Below are 22,300 nucleotides of genomic sequence, written 5' to 3'. Positions count from 1 at the left end.
AAAGGCTGAATTGAACAAAATCTGAACAGCTATTCTGTTATTGCCTGTGGTTTGGTTTGCCCGGGGCGCTCAGAAAGCCGGTGTCAATTGCCAGCCGGTGAAGGGTTTCACTCTGGAGAATGGAAGCTGAGGCTGTAATTCACGGCTTTTGCGCCAGGGTCGAGAATGTCCAGGGCGATGTGGATCGGTGTTTGCGGTGGCATTTCGGCCAGGCCTTCGAGATCGCCGCTCAGGTACTCGCCGGGCTTGAATCGACGGCTGGCTATCAGATGGCCGTTGAGATCGGCAAAGCGCAACTCCAGCAGCGGGAACGGCTGGGAGAAGGGCGCGCGGTTATAGATGATTGCATCGACTACCAGGGCGCCGTTGAACTCCGGGTGACTGCGTACTACCAGGTTGCTGCTCTTGATTTTCGCGATGTCGACTTTCGAGGGCACGGTGCAACCGATGTGCGGGCACAATTGCTGGAACCAGGGGCGGTATTGATCCTGGCGTGCCAGTTCATCGAAGTGGTAAGCGATGTACTGGCCGGCGAGTGCGCCAGCGGCGAGCAGGGTCAGCAGCAGCCAGAGCAGCCGACGGCCCCAGGGCGTGCGGCGCTGTTGCCAGTCCAGTTGCAGCGGGTCGTCGGTCAGGTCCTGCAGTACTTCGGCGCGCACGCCTGGTTCGCGCTCACGTCGTTTGCGCAGTGGTTCAATCGAAGGCAGGTGGTCGTCGAGCTCCTGCTCGTCGGTAGCCGACAGGCGTTCATGGTTGAGTGGCGCGTCGAGTGGATCGTGCAGGCGCAATTGTGGTGGTTGCGGCTCGTCGTCCAGATCGACGGGCTCCAGGGTCAGCGAGGGCTCGGTGCGCGAGGCCGGCTCCGGCTCGGAGTCCGGGGAATCGTTGTCGACGGCTTGAGCACGTTCGGCGGCCGATTCGCTGAACAGGCTGTCGGACCATGGCTCTTCATCGTGCTCGACGGTATCGCGACGGGCGCTCAGCGAATCATCACGATGCCGGCTGAATTCGGTGGTCGGCTGGATTTCACGTTGTTCCAGCCGGGCGAGTTCTTCGTCGAGGTCCAGGCTGTCCAGATCCAGTTCGGTGGCGTTCCATTGCTTTTGGCTGATGGCACGCGGCTGCGCAGGCTCGGTCGGTTCGGCGGCCACAGACGCCGATACAGGCGCTTCCTTGCCTGCTTGCTCAAGCAGCTGCTTGGCAGCATTGAAAACCTGCAGGCATGAGCCGCAACGAACCACGCCCCGCGCCACGCTCAACTGAGCATGGCTGACGCGGAAGCTGGTTTGGCAATGCGGGCACTGGGTGACGAAGCTGTCGGTCATGCGGCGATCCGGATTATGCAGGCGCCCATTCTAGCGCCGACGGCCAGTGATGCGCACCCAGCCATCGCGATTGGCGATCGGGTCCAGATCGAAGTCTTTGGCGTAGGCAGCAGCGACGTCCTCACCTTGCTCGGCGAGGATGCCCGACAGCGCCAGGCGACCGCCCGACTTGACCAGACCAGACAATTGCGGCGCCAGGGAAACCAGCGGGCCTGCAAGAATATTGGCCACCAGTACATCAGCCTGAACCTGCGGCAAATCTTCCGGCAGGTACAGTGGGAACAATTCATCGGCGATGTTATTGCGCCCGGCGTTGTCGCGGGAGGCTTCCAGCGCCTGCACGTCGATGTCGGTGCCGACGGCTTCCCTGGCGCCCAGCAGCAGGGCGGCAATGGCCAGAATCCCCGAGCCGCAGCCAAAGTCCAGCACGTTGCAGTCTTTGAGGTCCTGGCCGTCGAGCCATTCCAGACACAGTGCGGTGGTGGGGTGAGTGCCGGTACCGAACGCCAGGCCCGGGTCGAGCAGCAGGTTTACCGCGTCAGGCTCCGGCGCGGCATGCCAGCTCGGCACGATCCACAGGCGCTGGCCGAAGCGCATCGGCTGGAAACCGTCCATCCAGCTGCGTTCCCAGTCCTGGTCTTCGATCACTTCGCTGTGATGCTCGGGCAGCGGACTGCCGGTCAACAGTTCGAGGTGAGCCAGTACCGGGCCGGGCTCGGTACCGCCTTCGAACAAGGCCAGCAGGTGCGTGTGCGACCACAAAGGAGTGGTATTGAGCTCCGGCTCGAAGATCGGCTGATCTTCGGCGTCCATGAAGGTCACCGACACGGCGCCCACTTCAAGGAAGGCGTCTTCGTAGGTTTCGGCTTGTTCTGGGCTGATGGCGAGACGGACTTGCAGCCAAGGCATGGCGGGCACCTTTGAAAAATATTGATTGCAGCCTAGCGGGCTGCGAGAAGCGCGCAAGTTTACGCGAGAGCGGGGAAGAAGACGACCGGGTTGGCACGCAATCAGGGCCGCACAGCTACCTGTGGCGAGGGGGCTTGCCCCCGTTGGACTGCGAAGCGGTCCCAAAAACGGCTGGTCGGGTTTGTCTGGTGTAATTGGATTGGATAGTTTTGCGGCTGCTGCGCACCCGAGCGGGGGCAAGCCCCCTCGCCACAGGGAGCGTGGCGGTGATGTTTAGAAACAACAAAGCCGCCCGAAGGCGGCTTTGTCAGGTGCAGGGTCGAAGCTTAGTGCTTCTCGCCAGCCAGCTTGTGCTCGAGGTAGTGAATGTTCACGCCCCCTTTGCAGAAGCCTTCGTCACGAACCAGATCACGGTGCAGCGGGATGTTGGTCTTGATCCCGTCAACCACGATTTCGTCCAGGGCATTGCGCATGCGCGCCATGGCTTCGTCGCGGGTGGCGCCGTAAGTGATCAGCTTGCCGATCAGCGAGTCGTAGTTCGGTGGAACCGCATAACCGCTGTACAGGTGCGAGTCGACGCGAACGCCGTTGCCGCCTGGAGCGTGGAAATGCTTGACCGTACCCGGGCTCGGCATGAAGGTTTTCGGGTCTTCAGCGTTGATCCGGCATTCCAGCGAGTGACCGCGGATAACCACATCATCCTGGGTGAACGACAGCTTGTTGCCGGCGGCGATGCTGAGCATCTCCTTGACGATGTCGATACCGGTGACCATTTCCGAAACCGGGTGCTCCACCTGAACACGGGTGTTCATCTCGATGAAGTAGAAGCGGCCGTTTTCGTACAGGAACTCGAAAGTGCCCGCGCCACGGTAACCGATGTCGATGCACGCCTTGACGCAGCGAGCGAAAACTTCCTGGCGAGCCTTCTCGTCGATGCCCGGTGCCGGCGCTTCTTCGAGAACTTTCTGGTGACGACGTTGCAGCGAGCAATCGCGGTCGCCCAGATGGATGGCGCTGCCCTGGCCGTCGGAAAGCACCTGGACTTCCACGTGGCGTGGGTTGGTCAGGAATTTTTCCAGATAGACCATCGGGTTGCCGAACGCCGCGCCTGCTTCGGAGCGGGTCAGTTTAGCCGAGGAAATCAGGTCTTCTTCTTTATGCACAACGCGCATGCCGCGACCACCACCGCCGCCAGCGGCCTTGATGATCACCGGGTAACCCACTTCACGACCAATGCGCAGAGCGGTTTCTTCGTCTTCCGGCAGCGGGCCGTCAGAGCCCGGAACCGTCGGTACGCCAGCGGCGATCATGGCGTGCTTGGCCGATACCTTGTCGCCCATCAGGCGAATGGTTTCGGCTTTCGGGCCAATGAACGCGAAGCCGGAGTTCTCGACCTGCTCGGCAAAGTCGGCGTTTTCCGCAAGGAAACCGTAGCCTGGGTGAATGGCGGTGGCGCCAGTCACTTCGGCTGCGGCGATAATTGCCGGAATGTGCAGGTAGGAGTGGGCGGCCGATGCCGGACCGATGCAAACCGATTCGTCTGCCAGGCCCAAGTGCATCAGTTCCTTGTCAGCCTTGGAGTAAACGGCGACGGTCTTGATGCCCATCTCTTTGCAGGCGCGCAGGATCCGCAGGGCGATCTCACCGCGGTTGGCGATCAGAACTTTTTCCAACTTCGCAGTCATCAAAGGCTCTCCGCGGTTCAAACGATGGTGAACAGCGGTTGGTCGTACTCAACCGGCTGGCCGTCTTCAACGAGGATGGATTCGATCACACCGCTGGTTTCAGCTTCGATGTGGTTCATCATCTTCATGGCTTCAACGATGCACAGGGTGTCGCCTTTCTTCACGGTCTGGCCGACTTCCACGAAGGACGGCGAGGTTGGCGAAGATTTGCGATAGAACGTACCGACCATCGGCGAACGGGCAACGGTGCCGTTCAGTACCGGTGCGGCAGGCGCCGCAGGTGCGGCAGCGGCAACCGGAGCGGCGGCGGCTGGCGCGGCAGCCGGAGCAGGCATTGGAGCCGGTGCGTAGTACTGCTGAGCCGGGGTCTTGCTGTGACGACTGATGCGTACGGACTCTTCGCCTTCCTTGATCTCGAGCTCGTCGATGCCGGACTCTTCCAGCAATTCGATCAGTTTCTTAACTTTACGGATATCCATGAATCATCAACTCCCAAGGGTCGGTCAGGGGCGTTCAACGCTTGTTGTTCAAGCCGTTGCCTGTCTTTCAAGCTGCTCTAGTGCGGCCTCCAGGGCCAGTCGATAACCGCTGGCGCCAAGGCCGCAGATCACTCCCACCGCTACGTCGGAGAAGTAAGAGTGATGGCGGAAAGGTTCGCGTTTGTGCACGTTAGACAAATGCACTTCGATGAATGGGATGCTCACCGCCAGCAGCGCGTCACGTAATGCGACACTTGTATGTGTAAAAGCTGCTGGATTGATCAGAATGAAGTCCACGCCTTCGCCGCGAGCGGCATGAATGCGGTCGATCAATTCGTACTCGGCGTTGCTTTGCAGGTACAGCAGATGGTGGCCGGCTTCACGGGCGCGACGTTCCAGGTCCTGGTTGATCTGCGCCAGCGTCGTGGCGCCATAGGTGCCCGGTTCACGGGTGCCGAGCAGGTTCAGGTTGGGTCCGTGCAGAACGAGTAGCGTCGCCATCGGCTGTTCCTTGGTTATCTGTGTGCAGTTGTCAGAACCCGGCGACTATGCCGCAAAGCGTTTATGACTGTCCAGTTCTCTGCAATAGCCAGCACGATGACCGATGTTTGCGCGAAATATGTGACCGCTTGATTAAATCCGGTCATTCGCCCTGGCGACACGTTCGGCGAAGTCCGTTGCGTTGATCTCGCCGATTACCCGCACATCGCTGCGCTCGACCCCGTCCTTGCCGAAAAACATCAGGGCTGGAGGGCCAAACAGTTGATAGCGGTCGAGCAGGGCGCGCTGCTCGGCATTGCTGGCGGTGATGTCGAAACGAATCAGCCGATAGCCCTTGAGACGCTCGATCACGGTGGCGTCGTTGAGGACTTCACGTTCAATGACTTTGCAGCTGATGCACCAGTCGGCGTACCAGTCGAGCAATACCGGGGTTGCGGAGGATCGGGCTTCAGCCAGCGCCCGGTCGAGGTCCGCCGGGGTGCTGACAGTTTGCCAGGCGTTGATGCTTGACGGCTGCGCAGCATTTTCGACGAGCCGTGGCTGACCAATCGGATTGAACGGATCGGTCTGTCCGCTGAACGCGCCGTACCAGCAGCTCAGGGCGTAAAACACCAGGAACATCCCGAGCAGTTGGCCCAGGCGTTTTCGCGGCGGCTTGTAGACGAACTCCAGCGCGCCCATGAACAATCCGACGCCACCGGCCAGCAGGCCGATCAACAGCAAAGTCACCTGGCCGGGCAGGACGCGACTGAGCAGGGCAATGGCCAGCCCCAGCAACAATACGCCAATCGCGTTTTTTACGTAGATCAGCCATGGCCCGCTTTTTGGCAGCCACGCGGCACCGCCCGTGGCCACCAGCAACAGGGGTGCACCCATGCCCAGACCGAGCATGAACAATTTCAGACCGCCGCCCAGGGCATCGCCGCTGGCGCTGATGTACAGCAGCGCGCCGGCCAAAGGCGCCGAGACACAGGGTGAAACCAGCAGGCTGGACACTACCCCCAGAACCGCGGCGCCCCACAATGAGCCGCCTTCGGTGCGACCGGCGATGCGATCCAGGCGGCTGCTGATGGCGTTCGGCAACTTGAGTTCGAATACGCCGAACATCGCCAGGGCGAACAGCGCAAAAAACATCGCGAAGGGCACCAGCACCCAGACCGATTGCAGTCGCGCCTGCAGATTGAGTTGTGCGCCGAACAGGCCCATGAGTGCGCCGAGCAGGGCAAAGCAGGCGGCCATCGGCAGGACATAAGCCAGTGACAGATTGAAACCGCGCCAGCCTCCGACCTGGCCGCGCAGCACTACGCCGGAAAGAATCGGCAGCATCGGCAGTACGCAGGGGGTAAAGGTCAGGCCGATGCCCGCAAGGAAAAACAGCGCCAGTTCACGCCAGGTCCAGGCATAAGCCTGTGCCGGGCCACCACTGCCGTCGATGCTTAAACGCTCGGTTTCCGGCGGATAGCACAGGCCCTTGTCGGCGCAGCCCTGATAGGTCACGGCGAGGGTGAAGGCACGTTGATCGGTGCGTGGCAGTTCTACATCGAGAATGCCGTGATAGACCTCGACATCGCCGAAATACTCATCGTGTTTCTTCTGACCGTCGGGCAACTTTGCCGCCCCGAGGGTGACGTCGGCTGGATCGGCGCGAAACTGGAAACGGTGGCGGTAGAGGTAGTAACCCTCGGTCGCGACAAAACGCAGCTTGATCGATTGCGGCGTGCTTTCAACCAGGCTCAGCTGGAAGGCTTCTCGCACGGGCAGGAAGTCGGCGCTGTTGTTGATCGAACCGAGGGTCGAACTGGGCCGGCTCTCCAGTAGACCGGTGGCACTGGCCGGCAGGGCAAAGACTAAAAGCAGCAGGCAGAGCAAGCGGCGCATGACGATCTCGCGTATCGGAATTGGGGGGATGATAGCGGACGGTGGGCCGGTGTGCAGGGGGAGTTTTGCGGAGGTTTTTCTGGCGCCTTCGCGAGCAAGCCCGCTCCCACAGGTGACCGCGTTCTTTCATGGGAATGCGGTCACCTGTGGGAGGGGGCTTGCTCGCGAAGACTATCTGTCAGACGCGGAAAGCCTGAACGGCTGTATGCAGCCGCCCACCCAACACCAACAGTTTTTCCCCCTGCTCACGCCCCTCACCGATACGCAGTAAATTATCCCCGCCCAACTGATGAATCCTTTCACTGTGGTCTCGGATCTCACTCACCGCGCCACTCTGCTGGGCCGTGGCATCGGCGATGCGTACGGCGGTGTCGGAAATGGTCTGGATAGCCCCAACGATCTTGTCGAGCGCGCCGTCGGCGGCCTGGGCCTGGCTGGCGGTTGCTTCTGCGTGTTCCAGCTGGGTGCGCATGCCTTCCACTGACTGTCGCGCGGCGGTCTGCAGGCCGGCGATCAGGCTTTGTATCTCGCCGGTGGCCCCGGCGGTGCGTTGGGCCAGCGAGCGAACCTCTTCTGCTACCACCGCGAAGCCCCGACCCATTTCCCCGGCCCGTGCCGCTTCGATGGCCGCGTTCAGGGCCAGAAGGTTGGTCTGCTCGGCAATCGAGCGGATCACCGTCAACACACCACCGATGGTGGCCGATTCCTCGGCCAGGTGTTCGATCATCTGTGCATTGCCTTGTACTTCACCCACCAGCGCGTGCAGGCCGGTGAGGCTCAGGCCGATGACCTTCTGCCCGTGCGCCACTGCCTGGCCGGCGTGGCGGCTGGCGTCGGCAGCCTGGCTGGCATCGCCGGCGACCTGTTGAATGGTCGCTTCAAGTTCGCTCAGGGAATCGCGGATGATTGCCGTGTCCCCGGCCTGATGCTGCGCCCCGTCGTGCAGGTCATTGCTCAGGTCAGCCAGGGTTCGGCTACTGCCGGCGACCTGTTCGGCGTTGAGGCGAATGGTGCCCACAAGATCCACCAGATAGGCACGCAAGCGGTTGAGCGATGCTTGAATGTCATGCAGTTCGCGGTTGGTGTTGCCCAGTTGAATGTCGCGGCTGAAGTCGCCTTCGGCCCAGGTCGAGAGGGCCGGGGCGAGCTGGGTCAGGGTGCGGGCCAATTTCCGTTGCAGCGTGTCAATCAGCAGGGCGATCAACAGGATCAGACCGATCATCAATCCTTGCATCAGCCGCACTTCGCTCTGGATCTGCCCGTGCTGGGCGCGCACCACCGGTTCCAGCCCGGCGATGGCTTGTTTTACGCCGGCGATTTTCAGATGAGTTGCGCTGCTGAGGTCGGTACGTTTCTGAATCTGGTCACGGGTGCGCGAAAGTTCGGCCGGGTAGCGGGTGAGCAGGCTGTGGAGTTCGCGCTTGAGGCTGACACCGGCGTCTTCGGTCACAGCTTTTTCCGTGATCTGCAGGCCCATCATCGAGGCGAAGTCATCGGTGTTCGATTCACTGCTGGCGGTGACGCCTAGCAGCGGGAGGCTGTCCAGTATCTCTGCCTGGGCCCTGATGCTGGCGACTTCGCGCTCGACGTCGGCGGCCAGTTCACTTCGTCCGCTGCTGACCAGTTTGTCCCGCGCCAGCGACAGTCTGCCCAAGTGCTGCGAGGCGACGAGCAAGGGTGTCAAGTACGCTGCGTTGCCGCTGGCGTACTGGCTCAATTGAGCCAGGCTGGCGCCGATTTCCCGTTCAGCCTGCAGCAGCAGCGCTTGCGGATCACCGGCAAGTTTGCCGGCGGCCAGCAGGTCGGTTCTGCTGAATTGCGCAAGGTTCGACAGGCTCGGGCGCAATGAGTCGGCCAGGTCTGGTGGCAGTTCGCCAAGTTCCTGTTGCAGGCTGTCGATGGCCTGGCTGGCGCTGCTCAGGCGCAAGGCATCGCCACTGCCCAGATACTCCTCAACGTTGCGCGCGACTTCATTCTGAAAGGTCTGCGACAGCTCCAGGTAGCGTTCCATCAGCAGATACGGGCGCTCAAGGGCTTTTTGCGACCACCATAACGTAGCGCCGAGGGCCACGCAGACGGCCACCAAAAGGAGGGTATTGAGATTGGTCAGCAGCTTCAGGCGCATTAAGGACTACCAACGGCAGAAATGGTGAGCGCCAGAAGTTATTGCGTTCCTGTTACAGAGTTATGACCGTATCGGTCGGATTCGATGAAAAGGTGGCACTTTGCTTTATCGCCTGTTCCGCCTGAATGCGGTTGCGACCGGCGTTCTTGGCACGATATAGCGCCTCATCCGCCTGACTGGCCATCAACAGGCTGTCTGAGTCATCACCGAGTTCAATTAGCCCGGCACTGAAGGTGCACCACAGGTCCTGAGGCTGAGCCGGGTAATGAATCTCGGCAAAGCGCTGACGGATTTCATCGAGCACGTTGTAGGCCGCTTCGATATCAGTATCCGGCATGACGATGGCGAATTCCTCACCGCCATAGCGGCCGATGAAGTCGGTCTTGCGCAGACGTTGCTTGAGGAACAGTGCCAGGCTCTTGATCACCCGGTCGCCCATGGGGTGGCCGTGGCTGTCATTGACCCGTTTGAAGTGGTCGATGTCGAGCATCGCAAAACTCAGCGGCTTGTTTTCGCGGCGGGCGCGGAACGAGCAGTCTTCGAGCAATTGCAGTATGTGCGTGTGGTTGTACAAGCCGGTGAGGCTGTCGCGAACCATCCGTGCCTTGAGGTTGCGCGCCCGTGCCGCGCGGTTGCGCACAGTGGTGATCAGGTGACGGGGCTTGATCGGCTTGGTCAGGAAGTCGTCGCCACCTTCGCTCATGGCATCGAGTTGCTTGTCCAGGTCGTCTTCGGCCGACAAGTAAATGATCGGCACGCTGACATAGCGGTCGTTGTGGCGAATCACCTTGGCCAGTTCCGTACCGGTGCAGGCCGGCATGTACATGTCGAGGATGATCAGGTCTGGCTGGAAATCCGCCAGTTCGGCCATGGCCTGGATCGGTTCGATCAGGGTCCGGGTAATGATCCCCGCGCTGTTGAGCAGACGTTCGGTGTGCAAGGCCTGGGCGCGGGAGTCATCGATGATCAGCACTTTATAGGGTTCGTAGGGGGCGACGCAGGTCAGGACTTCGATCTTCTCCAGCAGGCTCGACGCTTCGAGGGTGCCGGTGAGGAATTCCCGGCCACCGGCGCGCACAGCAGCGAGGCGGGTCGGGGTATCGGTTTCGTGCAGGCTGAAGAACAACAGCGGCAGAAGATGATCAAGGCCTTCCTGGGCTTCGGCGGCCAGCTTGAGACCGACCCCGGGTCCGCTGAAGTCGACGTCCATGACGATGGCGGCCGGCAAACGCTCGGCCATCGAGGAGCGAAATGCGTCTACGCTGTCCAGGTACTGGGCGCTGAGCCCGAAGAATTCCAGTTGCTTGGCCAGGCGCTCGGCGCGGTCATTGTCCTGCAACATCACATAGATCGGCTTGCGCACAGGGGGCAGGAAGGTGTTGTCGAGATGGTCTGCATGGCGCAGACCGGTGCGTGACAAACGCTGCATCAAGCGATTGAGGTCTGTAATCAGATCGCTGCTCAGGCGTGCGCGATTGGCCTCGACAGCCTTGAGCGAATGACCGATCTGACGGGCCAGTTCAATGTGTTCCTGCTGCTCGAAACGTTCGGCGAAGCGCAACAGGCGCAAGTTGGCTTCACTCAATTGTGCCAGGTCAGCGCAGGACCATTCAGCGTGTTGCAGGCGCTGCCATATCTCAAGAATCTGACGAGCCTGATGAATTACCCGCTGGGCAAAGTGGTGCTTGAGACGCTCGCGGCTGGGATCTTCTGGCTCGGTCATATCCTGACTACTAGTTAGGGGGTACGCTGAGATCGACTGGTGGCTCTATGCTAGCACCTCTTTTCAATGACATGAGAGGTGTAGGGCAATTATCTGTAAACCGACCTCATTCAGTTTGTGACTGGCCGGTCCGGTTCTGGCTCGTAAAATCAGGCCTTTGGCCGATCAAATGCCTCTTTCAGAGCGATCCGCGCAAAGAGGACTTTGAGTGCTTCTGGTCTTGCACAGGGGCAAATCTGCGCGCTTTTTTGGGCGCTGGTACCTAAGGGATTCCCTGATGGGACCTGATCATGACCAACAAGTCTGCTTCAAGGTTGGCGATGGGTGTCCCGGTTACGAGTTTTTCGTCCGCCCGCCCGGTAATTTCCGCCAACAGCGCATTGGCGGGTGCCGGGCAAAGGCACGTTGTTGTATGGTTGTGGTCGAACCGTGAACTCAAGTGATTGAAAGGATATCGCCATGCTGGACTGGAAAAACCGCGAAGGCAGTGCGCCTGAACGTGCCGCTGAACCCAAGTCGGCCACCCGCAGTTATCTGGGCGGCCTGTTGTTCAGCCGGGCGCTGGCTACGCTGGTCGTTCTTTACCTGCTGGTGACGATTGCGCTGGGCTGGTACTGGAGCCAGGAACCCGCGTTGTTCCCGGTCCAGCAAACCGCACAGATGGCTGCCGAGAGAGAAGGCAAGCAGATGGTCATCGGCTACACCACGGTGGAAACCCTCAAGACCGTTGCCGGTACTTTGTTGGCCAAGCCGGGCGGCTATATATCCAATGACCGTTTCCCCCCGGGACTGTGGATGGACAACATGCCGAGCTGGGAGTACGGCGTGCTGGTGCAGGTTCGCGACCTGAGCCGCGCCCTGCGCAAGGACTTCGCCCGTTCGCAGTCACAGTCCGCCGAAGACGCCGATCTGGCCAAGGCCGAACCGCGTTTCAACTTCGACAATAAAAGCTGGGTGCTGCCATCCAGTGAGTCCGAATACCAGGAAGGCATCAATTCCCTGAGCCGCTATCAGGCGCGCCTGTCTGATCCGAACCAGAAAGGTGCGCTGTTTTATGCCCGCGCCGACAACCTGAACAACTGGCTGGGTGATGTCGGGACGCGCCTGGGTTCGTTGTCGCAACGATTGTCGGCCAGTGTCGGCCGGGTCAAGCTCAATACCGCCTTGAAAACCGAGGTTGTAGCCCCGGGTGAAGTGCCGCAGGTCGACGAGGAAATCGTCGAAACACCATGGATGCAGATCGACAACGTGTTCTACGAAGCCCGCGGTCAGGCCTGGGCCTTGTCCCATTTACTGCGCGCCATCGAAGTCGACTTCGCCGATGTGCTGGCGAAAAAGAACGCCACGGTCAGTGTGCGCCAGATCATTCGTGAACTGGAGGCGTCGCAGGAGGCTGTATGGAGCCCGATGATCCTCAATGGCAGCGGTTTCGGCGTGCTGGCCAACCACTCGCTGGTCATGGCCAACTACATCTCCCGGGCCAACGCCGCAGTAATCGATTTGCGTCAATTGCTCAATCAGGGCTGAGTCATGGTTGATAGCTGCGCCGATAACTTACGCGAGGCCGCGCACCGGGCGGCCTCTGATGCCGAGCAAATCGCCTGGGTCGACGAGCAGGACAATCCGCTCGGGTCCCTGGCCCGTTCGGACCTGCGCGAGCGCGGGCTGATCGGGCGCGGCACCTACATCATGTTGTTCAACTCCGCCGGGGAGTTGTGCGTGCACCGGCGCACCCTGAGCAAGGCGATCTACCCCGGTTACTGGGACGTGGCAGCAGGCGGCATGGTGCTCGCCAGTGAAACCTATGCCGAGTCCGCGGCCCGTGAGCTGGAGGAGGAGTTGGGTGTCAGTGGTGTGGAACTGACCGCCCATGACCATTTTTTCTTTGAAGACACCGGCAATCGCCTGTGGTGTTCGGCGTTTTCCGCTGTGTGGGACGGGCCGTTGATCCTGCAACCGGAAGAGGTGCTGGAAGCGCGTTTCATCCCCATCGAACAGGTGATGCTGGAAATCCAGCAGAAGCCCTATTGCCCGGACTCCCTGGCAGCGTTGAAGCGTTATCTGAAGGCTAAACAAACCAGCGTCGCAAAAGAGCTATAAATTGGCGCCGATTGGCTCTTAGCAATCGGCGTTTTTGCCGTTACACTGCGCGACCTTTTCAAACTGAACCGGTATGGCTGTAACTGTAGGAGCGAGCCTGCAGGGTTATACCGTTTCAGTAGCGCTGCCCCTGCCTGAGTGGGGCTTCGCGGTCGATGGCACCTGCCCGGGTTGCTGCGACCAGTCTTTGTCCTCCAAAGAGGATTGCCGGTGGCCAAAAAAGCCGCATCCTTCGCCGCCCTCGGTGGCCTGGTATTTTCCACCGACGCAGGTCGTCATTGCCCGGAATGCAGTAAACCGGTGGACGCCTGTATCTGCAAACAGACCGTTATCCCGGCCGGCGACGGCGTTGCTCGCGTGCGTCGCGAAAGCAAGGGCCGTGGCGGCAAGACGGTGACCACCATCACCGGCGTGCCGCTGGCTGACGACGCGCTCAGGGAACTGGCGACCACGTTGAAAAAGCGTTGTGGCACAGGCGGAGCGTTGAAAGACGGGATCATCGAAATCCAGGGCGATCATGTCGAGCTACTCTTGGCGGAGCTGATCAAGCACGGCTTCAAAGCGAAGAAGTCCGGCGGCTAGCAGCCTCTGTGAAACCCACCCCCGGCTTGACCGGCCTCGATTGCATTCGGGCCCGGCGCCGTCTACATGGTTTTCACAGAGCCTGTTCATGACCGGTATCTAAACTCGTAGCGGTCGGCGGGGTCTATGACCTCGTTGACCAACCGTCATTTTCATTCTTTAGACTGCGCCGGCCTGAACCCAGGCGACGCACTATGACTTCTTTATAGGGGACTTCGATGTCCGTACGACGCACACGCAAAGACGATGGCAGCCAATGGACAGTTGCGGACAGCCGCAGTGTTTACGGGATTCGCCATTGGGGGGCCGGGTATTTCGCGATCAATGACGCCGGTCGCGTCGAAGTTCGTCCGAACGGTCCGAGCAGCTCGCCTATCGACCTGTTCGAGCAAGTCGACCAGCTGCGCAAGAGCGGCTTGTCCTTGCCGCTGCTGGTACGGTTCCCGGATATTCTGCAAGACCGCGTGCGTCAGCTGACCGGCGCGTTCGACGCCAACATCGAGCGTCTGGAATACCAGAGCAAGTACACCGCGCTGTACCCGATCAAGGTCAACCAGCAAGAAGCGGTGATCGAGAACATCATCGCCACCCAGAATGTCTCCATCGGTCTGGAAGCCGGCTCCAAGCCCGAGTTGCTGGCGGTGCTGGCACTGGCGCCGAAGGGCGGCACCATTGTCTGCAACGGCTATAAGGACCGCGAGTTCATCCGTCTGGCGCTGATGGGCCAGAAGCTCGGCCACAACGTGTTCATCGTGATCGAGAAAGAGTCCGAAGTCGGCCTGGTGATCGAAGAAGCGGCGTCGCTCAAGGTCAAGCCGCAGGTCGGCCTGCGCGTACGCCTGTCGTCCCTGGCCTCGTCCAAGTGGGCGGACACCGGTGGCGAAAAATCCAAGTTCGGTCTGTCGGCGGCGCAGTTGCTGTCGGTCGTCGAGCGCTTCCGCGCGGCCGGTCTGGACCAGGGCATTCGCCTGCTGCACTTCCACATGGGCTCGCAGATCGCCAACCTGGCGGACTACCAGCACGGCTTCAAGGAAGCCATCCGCTACTACGGCGAACTGCGCAACCTCGGCCTGCCGGTCGATCACATCGACGTCGGTGGCGGCCTGGGCGTGGACTACGACGGCACACACTCGCGTAACGCCAGCTCGATCAACTACGACATGGACGATTACGCCGGTGTCGTGGTCGGCATGCTCAAGGAATTCTGCGACGCGCAGAGCCTGCCGCATCCGAACATCTTCTCCGAAAGTGGCCGCTCCCTGACCGCGCACCATGCCATGCTGGTGATTCAGGTGACCGACGTCGAGAAACACAACGACGAAATCCCGCTGATCGAAAACAAGGAAAACCTGCCGGAAACCGTGCAGTGGCTGGTTGACCTGCTGGGTCCGACCGACATCGAGATGGTCACCGAAACCTACTGGCGCGCCACGCACTACATGAGCGATATCGCGTCGCAGTACGCCGACGGCAAGCTGACCCTGGCCGAGAAAGCCCTGGCCGAGCAATGCTACTTCGCCGTGTGCCGTCGCCTGCACAATTCGTTGAAGGCGCGTCAGCGTTCGCACCGTCAGGTGCTCGACGAACTCAACGACAAGCTGGCCGACAAGTACATCTGCAACTTCTCGGTGTTCCAGAGCCTGCCGGACACCTGGGCCATCGATCAGGTACTGCCGATCATCCCGCTGCATCGCCTCGATGAAGAGCCGCTGCGTCGTGCGGTGCTGCAGGACCTGACCTGTGACTCCGACGGCAAGATCAACCAGTACGTCGACGAGCAGAGCATCGAAACCAGCCTGCCGGTGCATGGCCTGAACGAAGGTGAAGATTACCTGCTGGGCGTGTTCCTGGTGGGGGCTTACCAGGAAATTCTCGGCGACATGCACAACCTGTTCGGTGACACCGACTCGGTGAACATCTACCAGAACGCCGACGGCAGCGTGTACCACGCCGGTATCGAGACCCATGACACCATCGAAGACATGCTGCGCTATGTGCACTTGTCGCCGGAAGAACTGATGACCCACTACCGCGACAAGTGCGCCAGTGCCCGCATCAGTGCCAGCGAGCGCACGCAGTTCCTCGATGCCCTGCGTCTGGGGTTGACTCGTTCGTCCTACCTGTCTTCCTGAGGTCAGGGACGCGCTGACCAGATCGTCTGAATTTTTTTCCGGTTTCTGCGGAAATTTCAGATGATCTGGTGCGGCATCTCTCTTTATCCCGTAGGAAATTTCCACGCTGCGGCGATCAAAGCAAAAACGTCCTCTTTTCGCGTAGGCCGTTTCCTAAGTTGTACTTCTGCCCTCTACTCGGCCATGTCTCTCGGCGAGAATCCCCGGCCGCCCCCCCAGTAGAGAAATGCCGATGTCCAATCCAGTCAGCGAGCCCTCATTTCGTCTGGATGTAGCCGGTCTGCCCGATCCCTTCGAGGTCCTTGCCTTTACCGGTAAAGAGGCTGTCAACGAGCCGTTTGTGTTCGATGTCGAACTGCTGATCCATGACTCGGTGCCTGACCTTGCCAGCTTGTTGTATCGGCCGGCCACTTTGTACTTCGGGCCGCCAGGAAGCTGCATCTGCGGACAACTGCATGAACTTGTCCAGCGTGACCAGGGCCAGGGGAGCAGGCTTTGCCAGATCCGTCTGGGGCCGAAGCTGGCGTGTCTGGGCCAGCGCTTCAGCCAGCGGATTTTCAGTGGCCGTTCGGTGCCGCAAATCATCGATCAGGTGCTCAAGGAACACGGCATCGTCGGCGATGACCGACGCTTCGAGCTGGAGGGCGATTATCCATTGCGCGATTTTTGTACGCAGTACAAGGAGTCGGATTTGCAGTTTCTCCAGCGCCTGTGTGCCGAGGAACAGCTCGATTACCACTTCGAACACCTGGCGCGTCGCCACCGCGTGGTGTTCCGTGATGATCGGCAGCAACTTCCCCTGAGCGAGCGTGCGTTGTTTCGTAGCAAGGGTGAGCAACCGGCAGTACGTGAGTTCGAACTTCAGTGCTCCACGGATTCTGCGGTGCAGTTTGCTGATTGCCGTACGGACCTGGCGACCTTGCGCAGCGGGCAACTGATGCCGCTGGCCGATCACCCGGTTGCCGAGTGCAATCAGCGCTGGTTGCTGACCCATATCGAGCATCGGGGCAGCCAGGATCCGCTGACGCCTTATTACAATCAGATTCGCGCCCTGAGTGGGCGTATTCCTTTCGAGCCACCCCGCTCAGTCACCAAGCCACGCATGCACGGTCTGCAGCGGGCATGGGTGGTGGAAGTGGATGAACTGCGCCCGGCTCCCGGCAGACCGGTACCGGTGCAATTCGACTGGCTGTATCAAGGCGAAGGAGCGTCCCCCAGCCACTGCTGGCTGCCCCTGGCGGCCGATTTGCAGGCGGTCACCCTGGAGTCACTGCGAGAAGGGACCGAAGTGCTGGTGAGCTTCATCGACGGAGATCCGGACCAGCCTTTGATAACCAGCCTGCTTCACGTCCCGCAAGCCGACGAGGCAGCGAGCGCCCTCATGGCGCAGTGCCCGGCAACTGTCCAGGCCGGTCTGCAGCAATGGCTGGGCTCCGGTGAGCCGCTCATGTTGCTGTGCCTGCTGCCCGGTGGTGGCAGCTTCAACCATTGCGAACAGGCGCTTTGCACTTGTCGTGCAGCGCTGCGGCTCGAACATGGTGGTCGGGCATGATCACCACGCAAATGCCCACCCCACGCCCCCAGTGGCTGTTGCTGGATGTGCCGGGTTCGCCAGGGGTGGTGACGGTCTTGCAGCAGACCTTTGTGCAAGCCCGGCGGTTCTGGCTGTTCGAGGGCACCGAGTGGCATGCGCTGCATGAGCACGGACCTGTACTCGTTGATCTGCGCACTTGCCCGGCGCTGGCTGATTTATGCCTGGTCGACGGGCAACGCTGGCGCGGCTTGCTGATTGTCAGCCAGACCTCGGAGCTGACGCTGCTGGCGCACTTGCGACGGATGCTCACGGTCACTGTCGGCGTGCATCGGGCCCTGTTGAGTTATTACAATCCGAACACCGCCAGTTACTTCTTTGATGCTTGTGATGCGGTGGAGTTGAGTCGCTGGCTAGGGCCGATCAGCCAGCTACGCTGGTTCGGTGGCACCTGGGCCGACCGTGCGATCGGTTGCGAAGGCTGGCAGCGCCTGCTGAATCCGGCGCTGGCGGTTACCCCCTTGGCCGTTGAGGAAAGCCTCAGTGCCTGGCAACGGGAGAAGCTGCAAACCTGCCTGCTCGAACAACATGCCTGGCGCTGGAGTCGATCCAGCGGGATCGATTTCACCCGCCTGTGGCCCCTGCTGCAGGAAGGGCTGACACTGGGTTTCACTGAGCGTGCAGTGCTTGATGGCTGGATCTGGCTGCGCATGCAGTTCCCCGCGGCGATACCTGTGCAGCCGATGTCGGGGCTGACTCAACAGGAGCGCCTCGATAGCCTGCGTCAGTTATGGCAGAACAACCAACCCTGAACGCAAATCGATGGCGAGCCCATGCCGGTTCAGTGCGTTGCGTGGGCAAACCAGCCATCGTCGCGCTGCAGGCGCCAGGCGATGACACCCAGGGTCAGGCTGCGCAGCACCATGAATACCAGAAAGGTTATCCACAGGCCGTGGTTGCCCCAATCCTGCAATCCCCAGCCAAACGGTAATACCAGCACCACCGTCAGCAGCATGCCGTTGCGCATCTCTCGGGCGCGGGTGGCGCCGATGAACAGTCCGTCGAGCAGGTAACTCCAGACGGCAATCAACGGCAGCGCGGCGAGGTAGGGCAGGTAGATGAAGGCGGTGTCGCGCACGCTTTGAATGTCGGTCTGCATCTCGATGAACAGATGCCCGGCGAATAGAAACAGCACGGCAAAGCCCAGACTCGCCAGCAACGACCAGCCACAGGCCACCACCAATGAACGGCGCAGGGCATCGCGGTCGCGGGCGCCGATGGCATGCCCGCACAGGGCTTCCACCGCATGGGCCAGGCCATCCAGCGCATGGGCGGTCAGCAGCAGGCCGTTGAGCAGCAGCGCGTTGGCGGCGACGGTAGCGTCGCCCAGCCGGGCGCCTTGCACGGTGATCAGGAAAAACACCGATTGCAGCGCCAGGCTGCGGATGAAGATATCGCGGTTGACTGCCAGCAGCGGGCGCCAGCTCTGCCATACCGCCAACGCCGCCCAGACGATATGCCCGGGGTAGGCGCGCAGGGCCTTGCGGGTCATCAGCAGACCGATCAGCGCACCGGTCCATTCGGCTATCACCGAAGCCCTGGCCGAGCCGACCACGCCCCAGTCCAGCCCGAGGACGAACCACAGGTTCAGGGCAATGTTGACCAGGTTGGTGCTCAGCAGAATCGCCAGCGGTGCCCGGGCGTTCTGGGTGCCCAGGAACCAGCCGACCAGCGCATAGCTGGCCAGCGCGGCGGGCAGGCCAAACAGCCGGGTGTGAAAGAACTCGCGGGTCAGTTGATCAAGCTGGGCCGACGGCTGCATGAAATGCAGCGCGATACCACTCAAGGGTACGCCGAGCGCTCCCAATACGACGGCCAGGCCCATGGCCAGCAGCAGGCCTTGCAACAGAATCTGCCGCAGCGCCGCACCATCCCCACGCCCGGCGGCCTGGGCGGCGAACCCGGTCGAGCCCATGCGCAGAAAGCCCATTGCCCAGGCGAGAAAGGTATACAGGCTGGCGCCGACCGCGACGGCGCCGAGTTGGTGGGCATGGGGCAGGTGGCCGATGACGGTGCTGTCGACCAGCGCCACCAGCGGCACGGATATGTTGGAGAGAATCATCGGTGCGGCAAGCGCCCAGACCCGGCGATGGGTGGGGCGGTCGCGCCAGTCGGCGGTCAGGTTGGACATGCAGGCTCCTTGGGGAGCGGGCATTGTATCGACACATTTGCAATCTTCCGTATTCCATTACGCAAGCGGTGTCAGTGAATTATCCAGCTCAATAACCAGAGCCCCAGCATCAACCAGATGATCCCCATGATGATCGACGCATTGAGAAAAGCGCGGATCGCCGACCACAGCAGCACCAGGCCGAGGATCAGGGTAATGATGCTGACGATGGAGGTGTCCATGCCCAGGGCGTTGGACAAACCTTCGACAAAGTTGCTGCTGGCCTGGCTCAGCAGATTGAACAGCCCACTGAGGCCATCAACGACGAAGCGGATAATCGAGCCCAGTAACTGACCGAGCCATTCGGAAAAACCTTCTACCTGCATGGAGTGACGTCCTGATCAAAGAGAGGCATGGTTGCCGGATTTGAGCTTGGGCTGTCGATCATGGCACCGAGTTCCCTGCAGAGGCTGCCCAAAGCTGCGATCTTTTCGATTATGACGCAAAGTCCTCGGGATGACGCTGCCACTTGCCTTCACTGCCCATCCCCCCGAAGCTATACGCCTTCAGGAGAACCCGATGAACCTTGTTGAACTGACCGAACGCCTGCACGCCATCCGTGATCGCAATGACTGGCGGCAATTTCACAGCCCGAAAAACCTGGCCATGGCCGCGAGTGTGGAAGTGTCCGAGCTGGTGGAGATTTTCCAGTGGCTGAGCGAAGACCAGTCACGCCAGTTGCCGGCGGAAAAACTGGCGCATGCCGGTCAGGAAGTTGGCGACATCGTGCTGTACTTATTGCTGCTGTGCAGCGAGTTGGGGCTGGATATGGAAGAAGTGGTGCGCAGCAAACTGGCTGACAGTGAACGGAGGTTCAGCTGATGAGCGACCGTCATTTCGATCAACTGGCGACCCGTTTCGCTGAAAAAATCTACGGCGGCGCCAAAGGTGCCATCCGCCTGGCGGTGTTGCAGGCGGACCTGGCCGAAACCCTGCCGGACCGGCCGCTGCGAGTGCTGGACATTGGCGCCGGCCTTGGCCACATGTCTTTATGGTTGGCCCAGCGCGGCCATCAGGTGACCCTGGCCGAACCCGCCGAGCCGATGCTCGAAGGTGCCCGCCAGCGTTTCGCCGAGGCCGGCCAGACCGCGACCTTCATTCAGGCGCCATGGCAGGAGTTGCTCGGCCAGCTCACCGAACCCTACGATCTGGTGCTGTGCCACGCGGTGCTGGAATGGCTGGCTGAGCCTCACGCGATCCTGCCGGTCCTGCATCAATTGACCAAGGCGGACGGCTGGCTGTCCCTGGCGTTCTACAACCGCGATGCGCTGATTTACCGCAACTTGCTCAAGGGCCACTTCCGCAAGATGCGCAAGAATGACATGGCCGGCGAAAAGCAGAGCCTGACCCCGCAGCAACCCCTTGATCCGCGCGAACTGGCGGCGCAACTTGAAGGTCTGTGGCGGGTCGAAACCCAGAGTGGGGTGCGGGTTTTTCACGATTACATGCCGGTGGAGTTCCAGGCCCGCGCCGAACTGGTGGATCTGCTGGAAATGGAACTGGCTCACCGCCGTCACCCAAGCTTTGCCGGGCTCGGGCGTTACTTGCACTGGATTTGCCGGCCGATCTGATCGGAGCGCGAAATGATGAGTCGTTCAGCTGTGCTGGTGTTCTGCCTGGGGTTGGCGGCCTGTCAGGGCAGCAACCCTTATGTGGCCAGCTCCAGGCCCTTGCCGCCGGCGCCACCCCAGGCGGCCAATACCTTCGACCATAGCGCCTATCCTGCGCCGATCCGGAACTATGGACAGTACCGCAGCTGGGCCTGGCTCGACGGGCATCCGCCACCCGGCACGGTCTGGGCGGACTCGGCCCAGGTCGCCGAAGCGGTTAGCAGTGCGCTGGATCAGCGAGGGTTGCGACCGCTGCACGGTAACCGTCCGGCAGACCTGTTCGTCAGCGCCGACCTGCGCATGGAAACCCGCTTGCGTCAGGTTCAGGATGACTACTACGGCGGAGTCTATGGCGGTTATGGTGGCTACAACCACGGGTACGGCTCGGGCTACGGCATGTACACCGCCGTGCCGATTGTTCGCACCTATTCGGAACAGGTCATGGTGGTCCAGGTAGACCTGTATGACGCCCAGAGCGGCCAGGCCATCTGGAGTTCCAGCGCCGAGACTGGCAATGCTGACAGCGAAAGCAAGCGGGTCGATGCCATTCGTGAGGCTGTGGAAAAGGCAATGTCGGCGTATCCTCCTCATTAACTTCTGTAGATAAGAAGCATTTCGCATCGTTGTTTTTCAACCGGAGAACCATCATGTTTCGCCGTCTCGCTTTACTGGCAGTGGCCGCGTTGCTCAGTGCCTGCGCTGCCAACCAGGTCAATCATGACTTTGATGCCAGCCGTGATTTTGCGGCTTACCACAGCTGGAGCTGGAAAGAGCCCGCCGTGCAATACCGCCCCGATGATCCACGGATCCAGAGTGACCTGACCGATCAACGCATCCGCCAGGCTGTTACCGACCAGCTCGATTCCCGTGGCTTGCGTCAGGCAACCGCCGACGCCAAGGGTGACTTGAATGTGCAGACCTACCTGATTGTCGAAGACCGACAACAGCAGGTGACCACCAGTTATGGCGGCGGTTGGGGTAACCCGTGGAACGGTTACTGGGGCGCGCCGATGTATAACGAAACCCGCAACGTCAACTACAAGGTAGCGACCATCCAGATCGACATGCTCGATGGCAAGGACGGCAGACTGGTGTGGCGCGGCAGTGATGAGCAGATGCTCAGCCGCACGCCGAACCCCTCGGATCGCAGCAACGCCATCCATGAAACGGTCACCCGGATTCTGGCCAACTACCCACCACGATAAGCCCCTCCCATCGACCCTGTGGGAGCGGGCTTGCTCGCGAAAGCGGTTTCTCACTCAAGACAGGGTCGCCTGAGAAACCGTATTCGCGAGCAAGCCCGCTGCCACAGGGTTCATTTTTGGATCTTGAGTGGCGAGTTGCCAGCAGCCATGGCCACCTTTGTCTACACTGCTTCTCACCAACGGAGGTCGAGCCCGGCAGTGCGTCGGCAAAGGAGTGCGCCATGTCTCCCCGCATGCAGTTTCGCGGCCCGGCCCGACAACAATGGCCTGGTCGAGACAAGTGAG

General features: G+C 60.9%; 20 protein-coding genes. 10 read left to right on the top strand and 10 right to left on the bottom strand.

The window, feature by feature from the left end:
* Positions 1 to 107: 107 nt before the first annotated feature.
* The 8 genes from AC07OG_RS21370 to AC07OG_RS21335 all read right to left on the bottom strand — a co-directional run bounded on the left by AC07OG_RS21370 (position 108) and on the right by AC07OG_RS21335 (position 10,625).
* On the bottom strand, positions 108 to 1,325 hold the full coding sequence (locus AC07OG_RS21370) for a DUF3426 domain-containing protein (RefSeq protein WP_495068017.1): 1,218 nt from the start codon (positions 1,323 to 1,325) through the stop codon (positions 108 to 110).
* 30 nt (positions 1,326 to 1,355) lie between these two features.
* Complete coding sequence (gene prmA / locus AC07OG_RS21365; RefSeq protein ID WP_060542818.1) at positions 1,356 to 2,234, bottom strand: 50S ribosomal protein L11 methyltransferase; 879 nt, start codon at positions 2,232 to 2,234, stop codon at positions 1,356 to 1,358.
* 326 nt (positions 2,235 to 2,560) lie between these two features.
* Positions 2,561 to 3,919, bottom strand: a complete 1,359-nt coding sequence (accC, locus tag AC07OG_RS21360; RefSeq protein ID WP_060542819.1) for an acetyl-CoA carboxylase biotin carboxylase subunit — start codon at positions 3,917 to 3,919, stop codon at positions 2,561 to 2,563.
* Positions 3,920 to 3,936: 17 nt separating this feature from the next.
* Positions 3,937 to 4,398 carry an acetyl-CoA carboxylase biotin carboxyl carrier protein gene (accB, locus tag AC07OG_RS21355; RefSeq protein ID WP_495068016.1) on the bottom strand — a complete coding sequence of 154 codons (462 nt, stop codon included), beginning with the start codon at positions 4,396 to 4,398 and terminating at the stop codon, positions 3,937 to 3,939.
* A gap of 48 nt (positions 4,399 to 4,446) precedes the next feature.
* Positions 4,447 to 4,899 (bottom strand): type II 3-dehydroquinate dehydratase, encoded by a 453-nt coding sequence (gene aroQ / locus AC07OG_RS21350; RefSeq protein ID WP_060542821.1) that lies wholly within the window; start codon positions 4,897 to 4,899, stop codon positions 4,447 to 4,449.
* Positions 4,900 to 5,031: 132 nt separating this feature from the next.
* Positions 5,032 to 6,777, bottom strand: a complete 1,746-nt coding sequence (locus AC07OG_RS21345) for a protein-disulfide reductase DsbD (protein ID WP_495068015.1) — start codon at positions 6,775 to 6,777, stop codon at positions 5,032 to 5,034.
* Positions 6,778 to 6,955: 178 nt separating this feature from the next.
* Complete coding sequence (locus AC07OG_RS21340) at positions 6,956 to 7,999, bottom strand: methyl-accepting chemotaxis protein (protein ID WP_495068048.1); 1,044 nt, start codon at positions 7,997 to 7,999, stop codon at positions 6,956 to 6,958.
* 955 nt (positions 8,000 to 8,954) lie between these two features.
* Positions 8,955 to 10,625: a response regulator gene (locus AC07OG_RS21335; RefSeq protein WP_218425794.1), complete on the bottom strand. Its 1,671-nt coding sequence runs from the start codon at positions 10,623 to 10,625 to the stop codon at positions 8,955 to 8,957.
* Between the two features lie 459 nt (positions 10,626 to 11,084).
* On the opposite strand from AC07OG_RS21335, the gene AC07OG_RS21330 reads away from it, so the two are divergent.
* The 6 genes from AC07OG_RS21330 (at position 11,085) to AC07OG_RS21305 (ending at position 17,782) form a co-directional block, all read left to right on the top strand.
* The gene (locus tag AC07OG_RS21330) at positions 11,085 to 12,152 is read left to right on the top strand and encodes a DUF2333 family protein (RefSeq protein ID WP_060542825.1); all 1,068 of its coding nucleotides are present in this window, start codon (positions 11,085 to 11,087) and stop codon (positions 12,150 to 12,152) included.
* 3 nt (positions 12,153 to 12,155) lie between these two features.
* Positions 12,156 to 12,725, top strand: a complete 570-nt coding sequence (locus AC07OG_RS21325) for an NUDIX hydrolase (RefSeq protein WP_060542826.1) — start codon at positions 12,156 to 12,158, stop codon at positions 12,723 to 12,725.
* Positions 12,726 to 12,935: 210 nt separating this feature from the next.
* Complete coding sequence (locus AC07OG_RS21320; protein WP_495068014.1) at positions 12,936 to 13,307, top strand: translation initiation factor Sui1; 372 nt, start codon at positions 12,936 to 12,938, stop codon at positions 13,305 to 13,307.
* Between the two features lie 218 nt (positions 13,308 to 13,525).
* On the top strand, positions 13,526 to 15,439 hold the full coding sequence (speA, locus tag AC07OG_RS21315; protein ID WP_060542828.1) for an arginine decarboxylase: 1,914 nt from the start codon (positions 13,526 to 13,528) through the stop codon (positions 15,437 to 15,439).
* Between the two features lie 232 nt (positions 15,440 to 15,671).
* Positions 15,672 to 16,991 carry a type VI secretion system Vgr family protein gene (locus AC07OG_RS21310; protein WP_495068013.1) on the top strand — a complete coding sequence of 440 codons (1,320 nt, stop codon included), beginning with the start codon at positions 15,672 to 15,674 and terminating at the stop codon, positions 16,989 to 16,991.
* Entirely contained in the window at positions 16,988 to 17,782 is a 795-nt protein-coding gene (locus AC07OG_RS21305) for a DUF4123 domain-containing protein (RefSeq protein WP_060542830.1), read from the top strand. The genes AC07OG_RS21310 and AC07OG_RS21305 overlap by 4 nt, the downstream gene beginning before the upstream one ends.
* A gap of 29 nt (positions 17,783 to 17,811) precedes the next feature.
* Here AC07OG_RS21305 and AC07OG_RS21300 read toward each other — a convergent pair whose 3' ends face one another.
* Positions 17,812 to 19,161: an MATE family efflux transporter gene (locus AC07OG_RS21300; RefSeq protein WP_495068012.1), complete on the bottom strand. Its 1,350-nt coding sequence runs from the start codon at positions 19,159 to 19,161 to the stop codon at positions 17,812 to 17,814.
* Between the two features lie 71 nt (positions 19,162 to 19,232).
* A complete protein-coding gene (locus tag AC07OG_RS21295; RefSeq protein WP_218425798.1) occupies positions 19,233 to 19,526 on the bottom strand; it encodes a hypothetical protein in 294 nt (97 codons plus the stop codon).
* A gap of 193 nt (positions 19,527 to 19,719) precedes the next feature.
* Between AC07OG_RS21295 and AC07OG_RS21290 the strand changes: the two genes are divergently transcribed.
* The 4 genes from AC07OG_RS21290 to AC07OG_RS21275 are packed head-to-tail and all read left to right on the top strand — an operon-like array spanning position 19,720 to position 22,015.
* The gene (locus AC07OG_RS21290) at positions 19,720 to 20,022 is read left to right on the top strand and encodes a MazG-like family protein (RefSeq protein ID WP_495068011.1); all 303 of its coding nucleotides are present in this window, start codon (positions 19,720 to 19,722) and stop codon (positions 20,020 to 20,022) included.
* Positions 20,022 to 20,771: a methyltransferase domain-containing protein gene (locus AC07OG_RS21285; protein ID WP_218425799.1), complete on the top strand. Its 750-nt coding sequence runs from the start codon at positions 20,022 to 20,024 to the stop codon at positions 20,769 to 20,771. The genes AC07OG_RS21290 and AC07OG_RS21285 overlap by 1 nt, the downstream gene beginning before the upstream one ends.
* Before the next feature lie 12 nt (positions 20,772 to 20,783).
* A complete protein-coding gene (locus tag AC07OG_RS21280; RefSeq protein WP_060542835.1) occupies positions 20,784 to 21,404 on the top strand; it encodes a DUF4136 domain-containing protein in 621 nt (206 codons plus the stop codon).
* Between the two features lie 53 nt (positions 21,405 to 21,457).
* Positions 21,458 to 22,015 (top strand): DUF4136 domain-containing protein, encoded by a 558-nt coding sequence (locus tag AC07OG_RS21275; RefSeq protein ID WP_218425800.1) that lies wholly within the window; start codon positions 21,458 to 21,460, stop codon positions 22,013 to 22,015.
* The last annotated feature ends 285 nt before the right edge of the window (positions 22,016 to 22,300 follow it).

The sequence above is a fragment of the Pseudomonas sp. GW821-FHT09H03 genome, from assembly GCF_059415945.1.
This window is presented reverse-complemented; position numbering and strand designations above follow the sequence as displayed.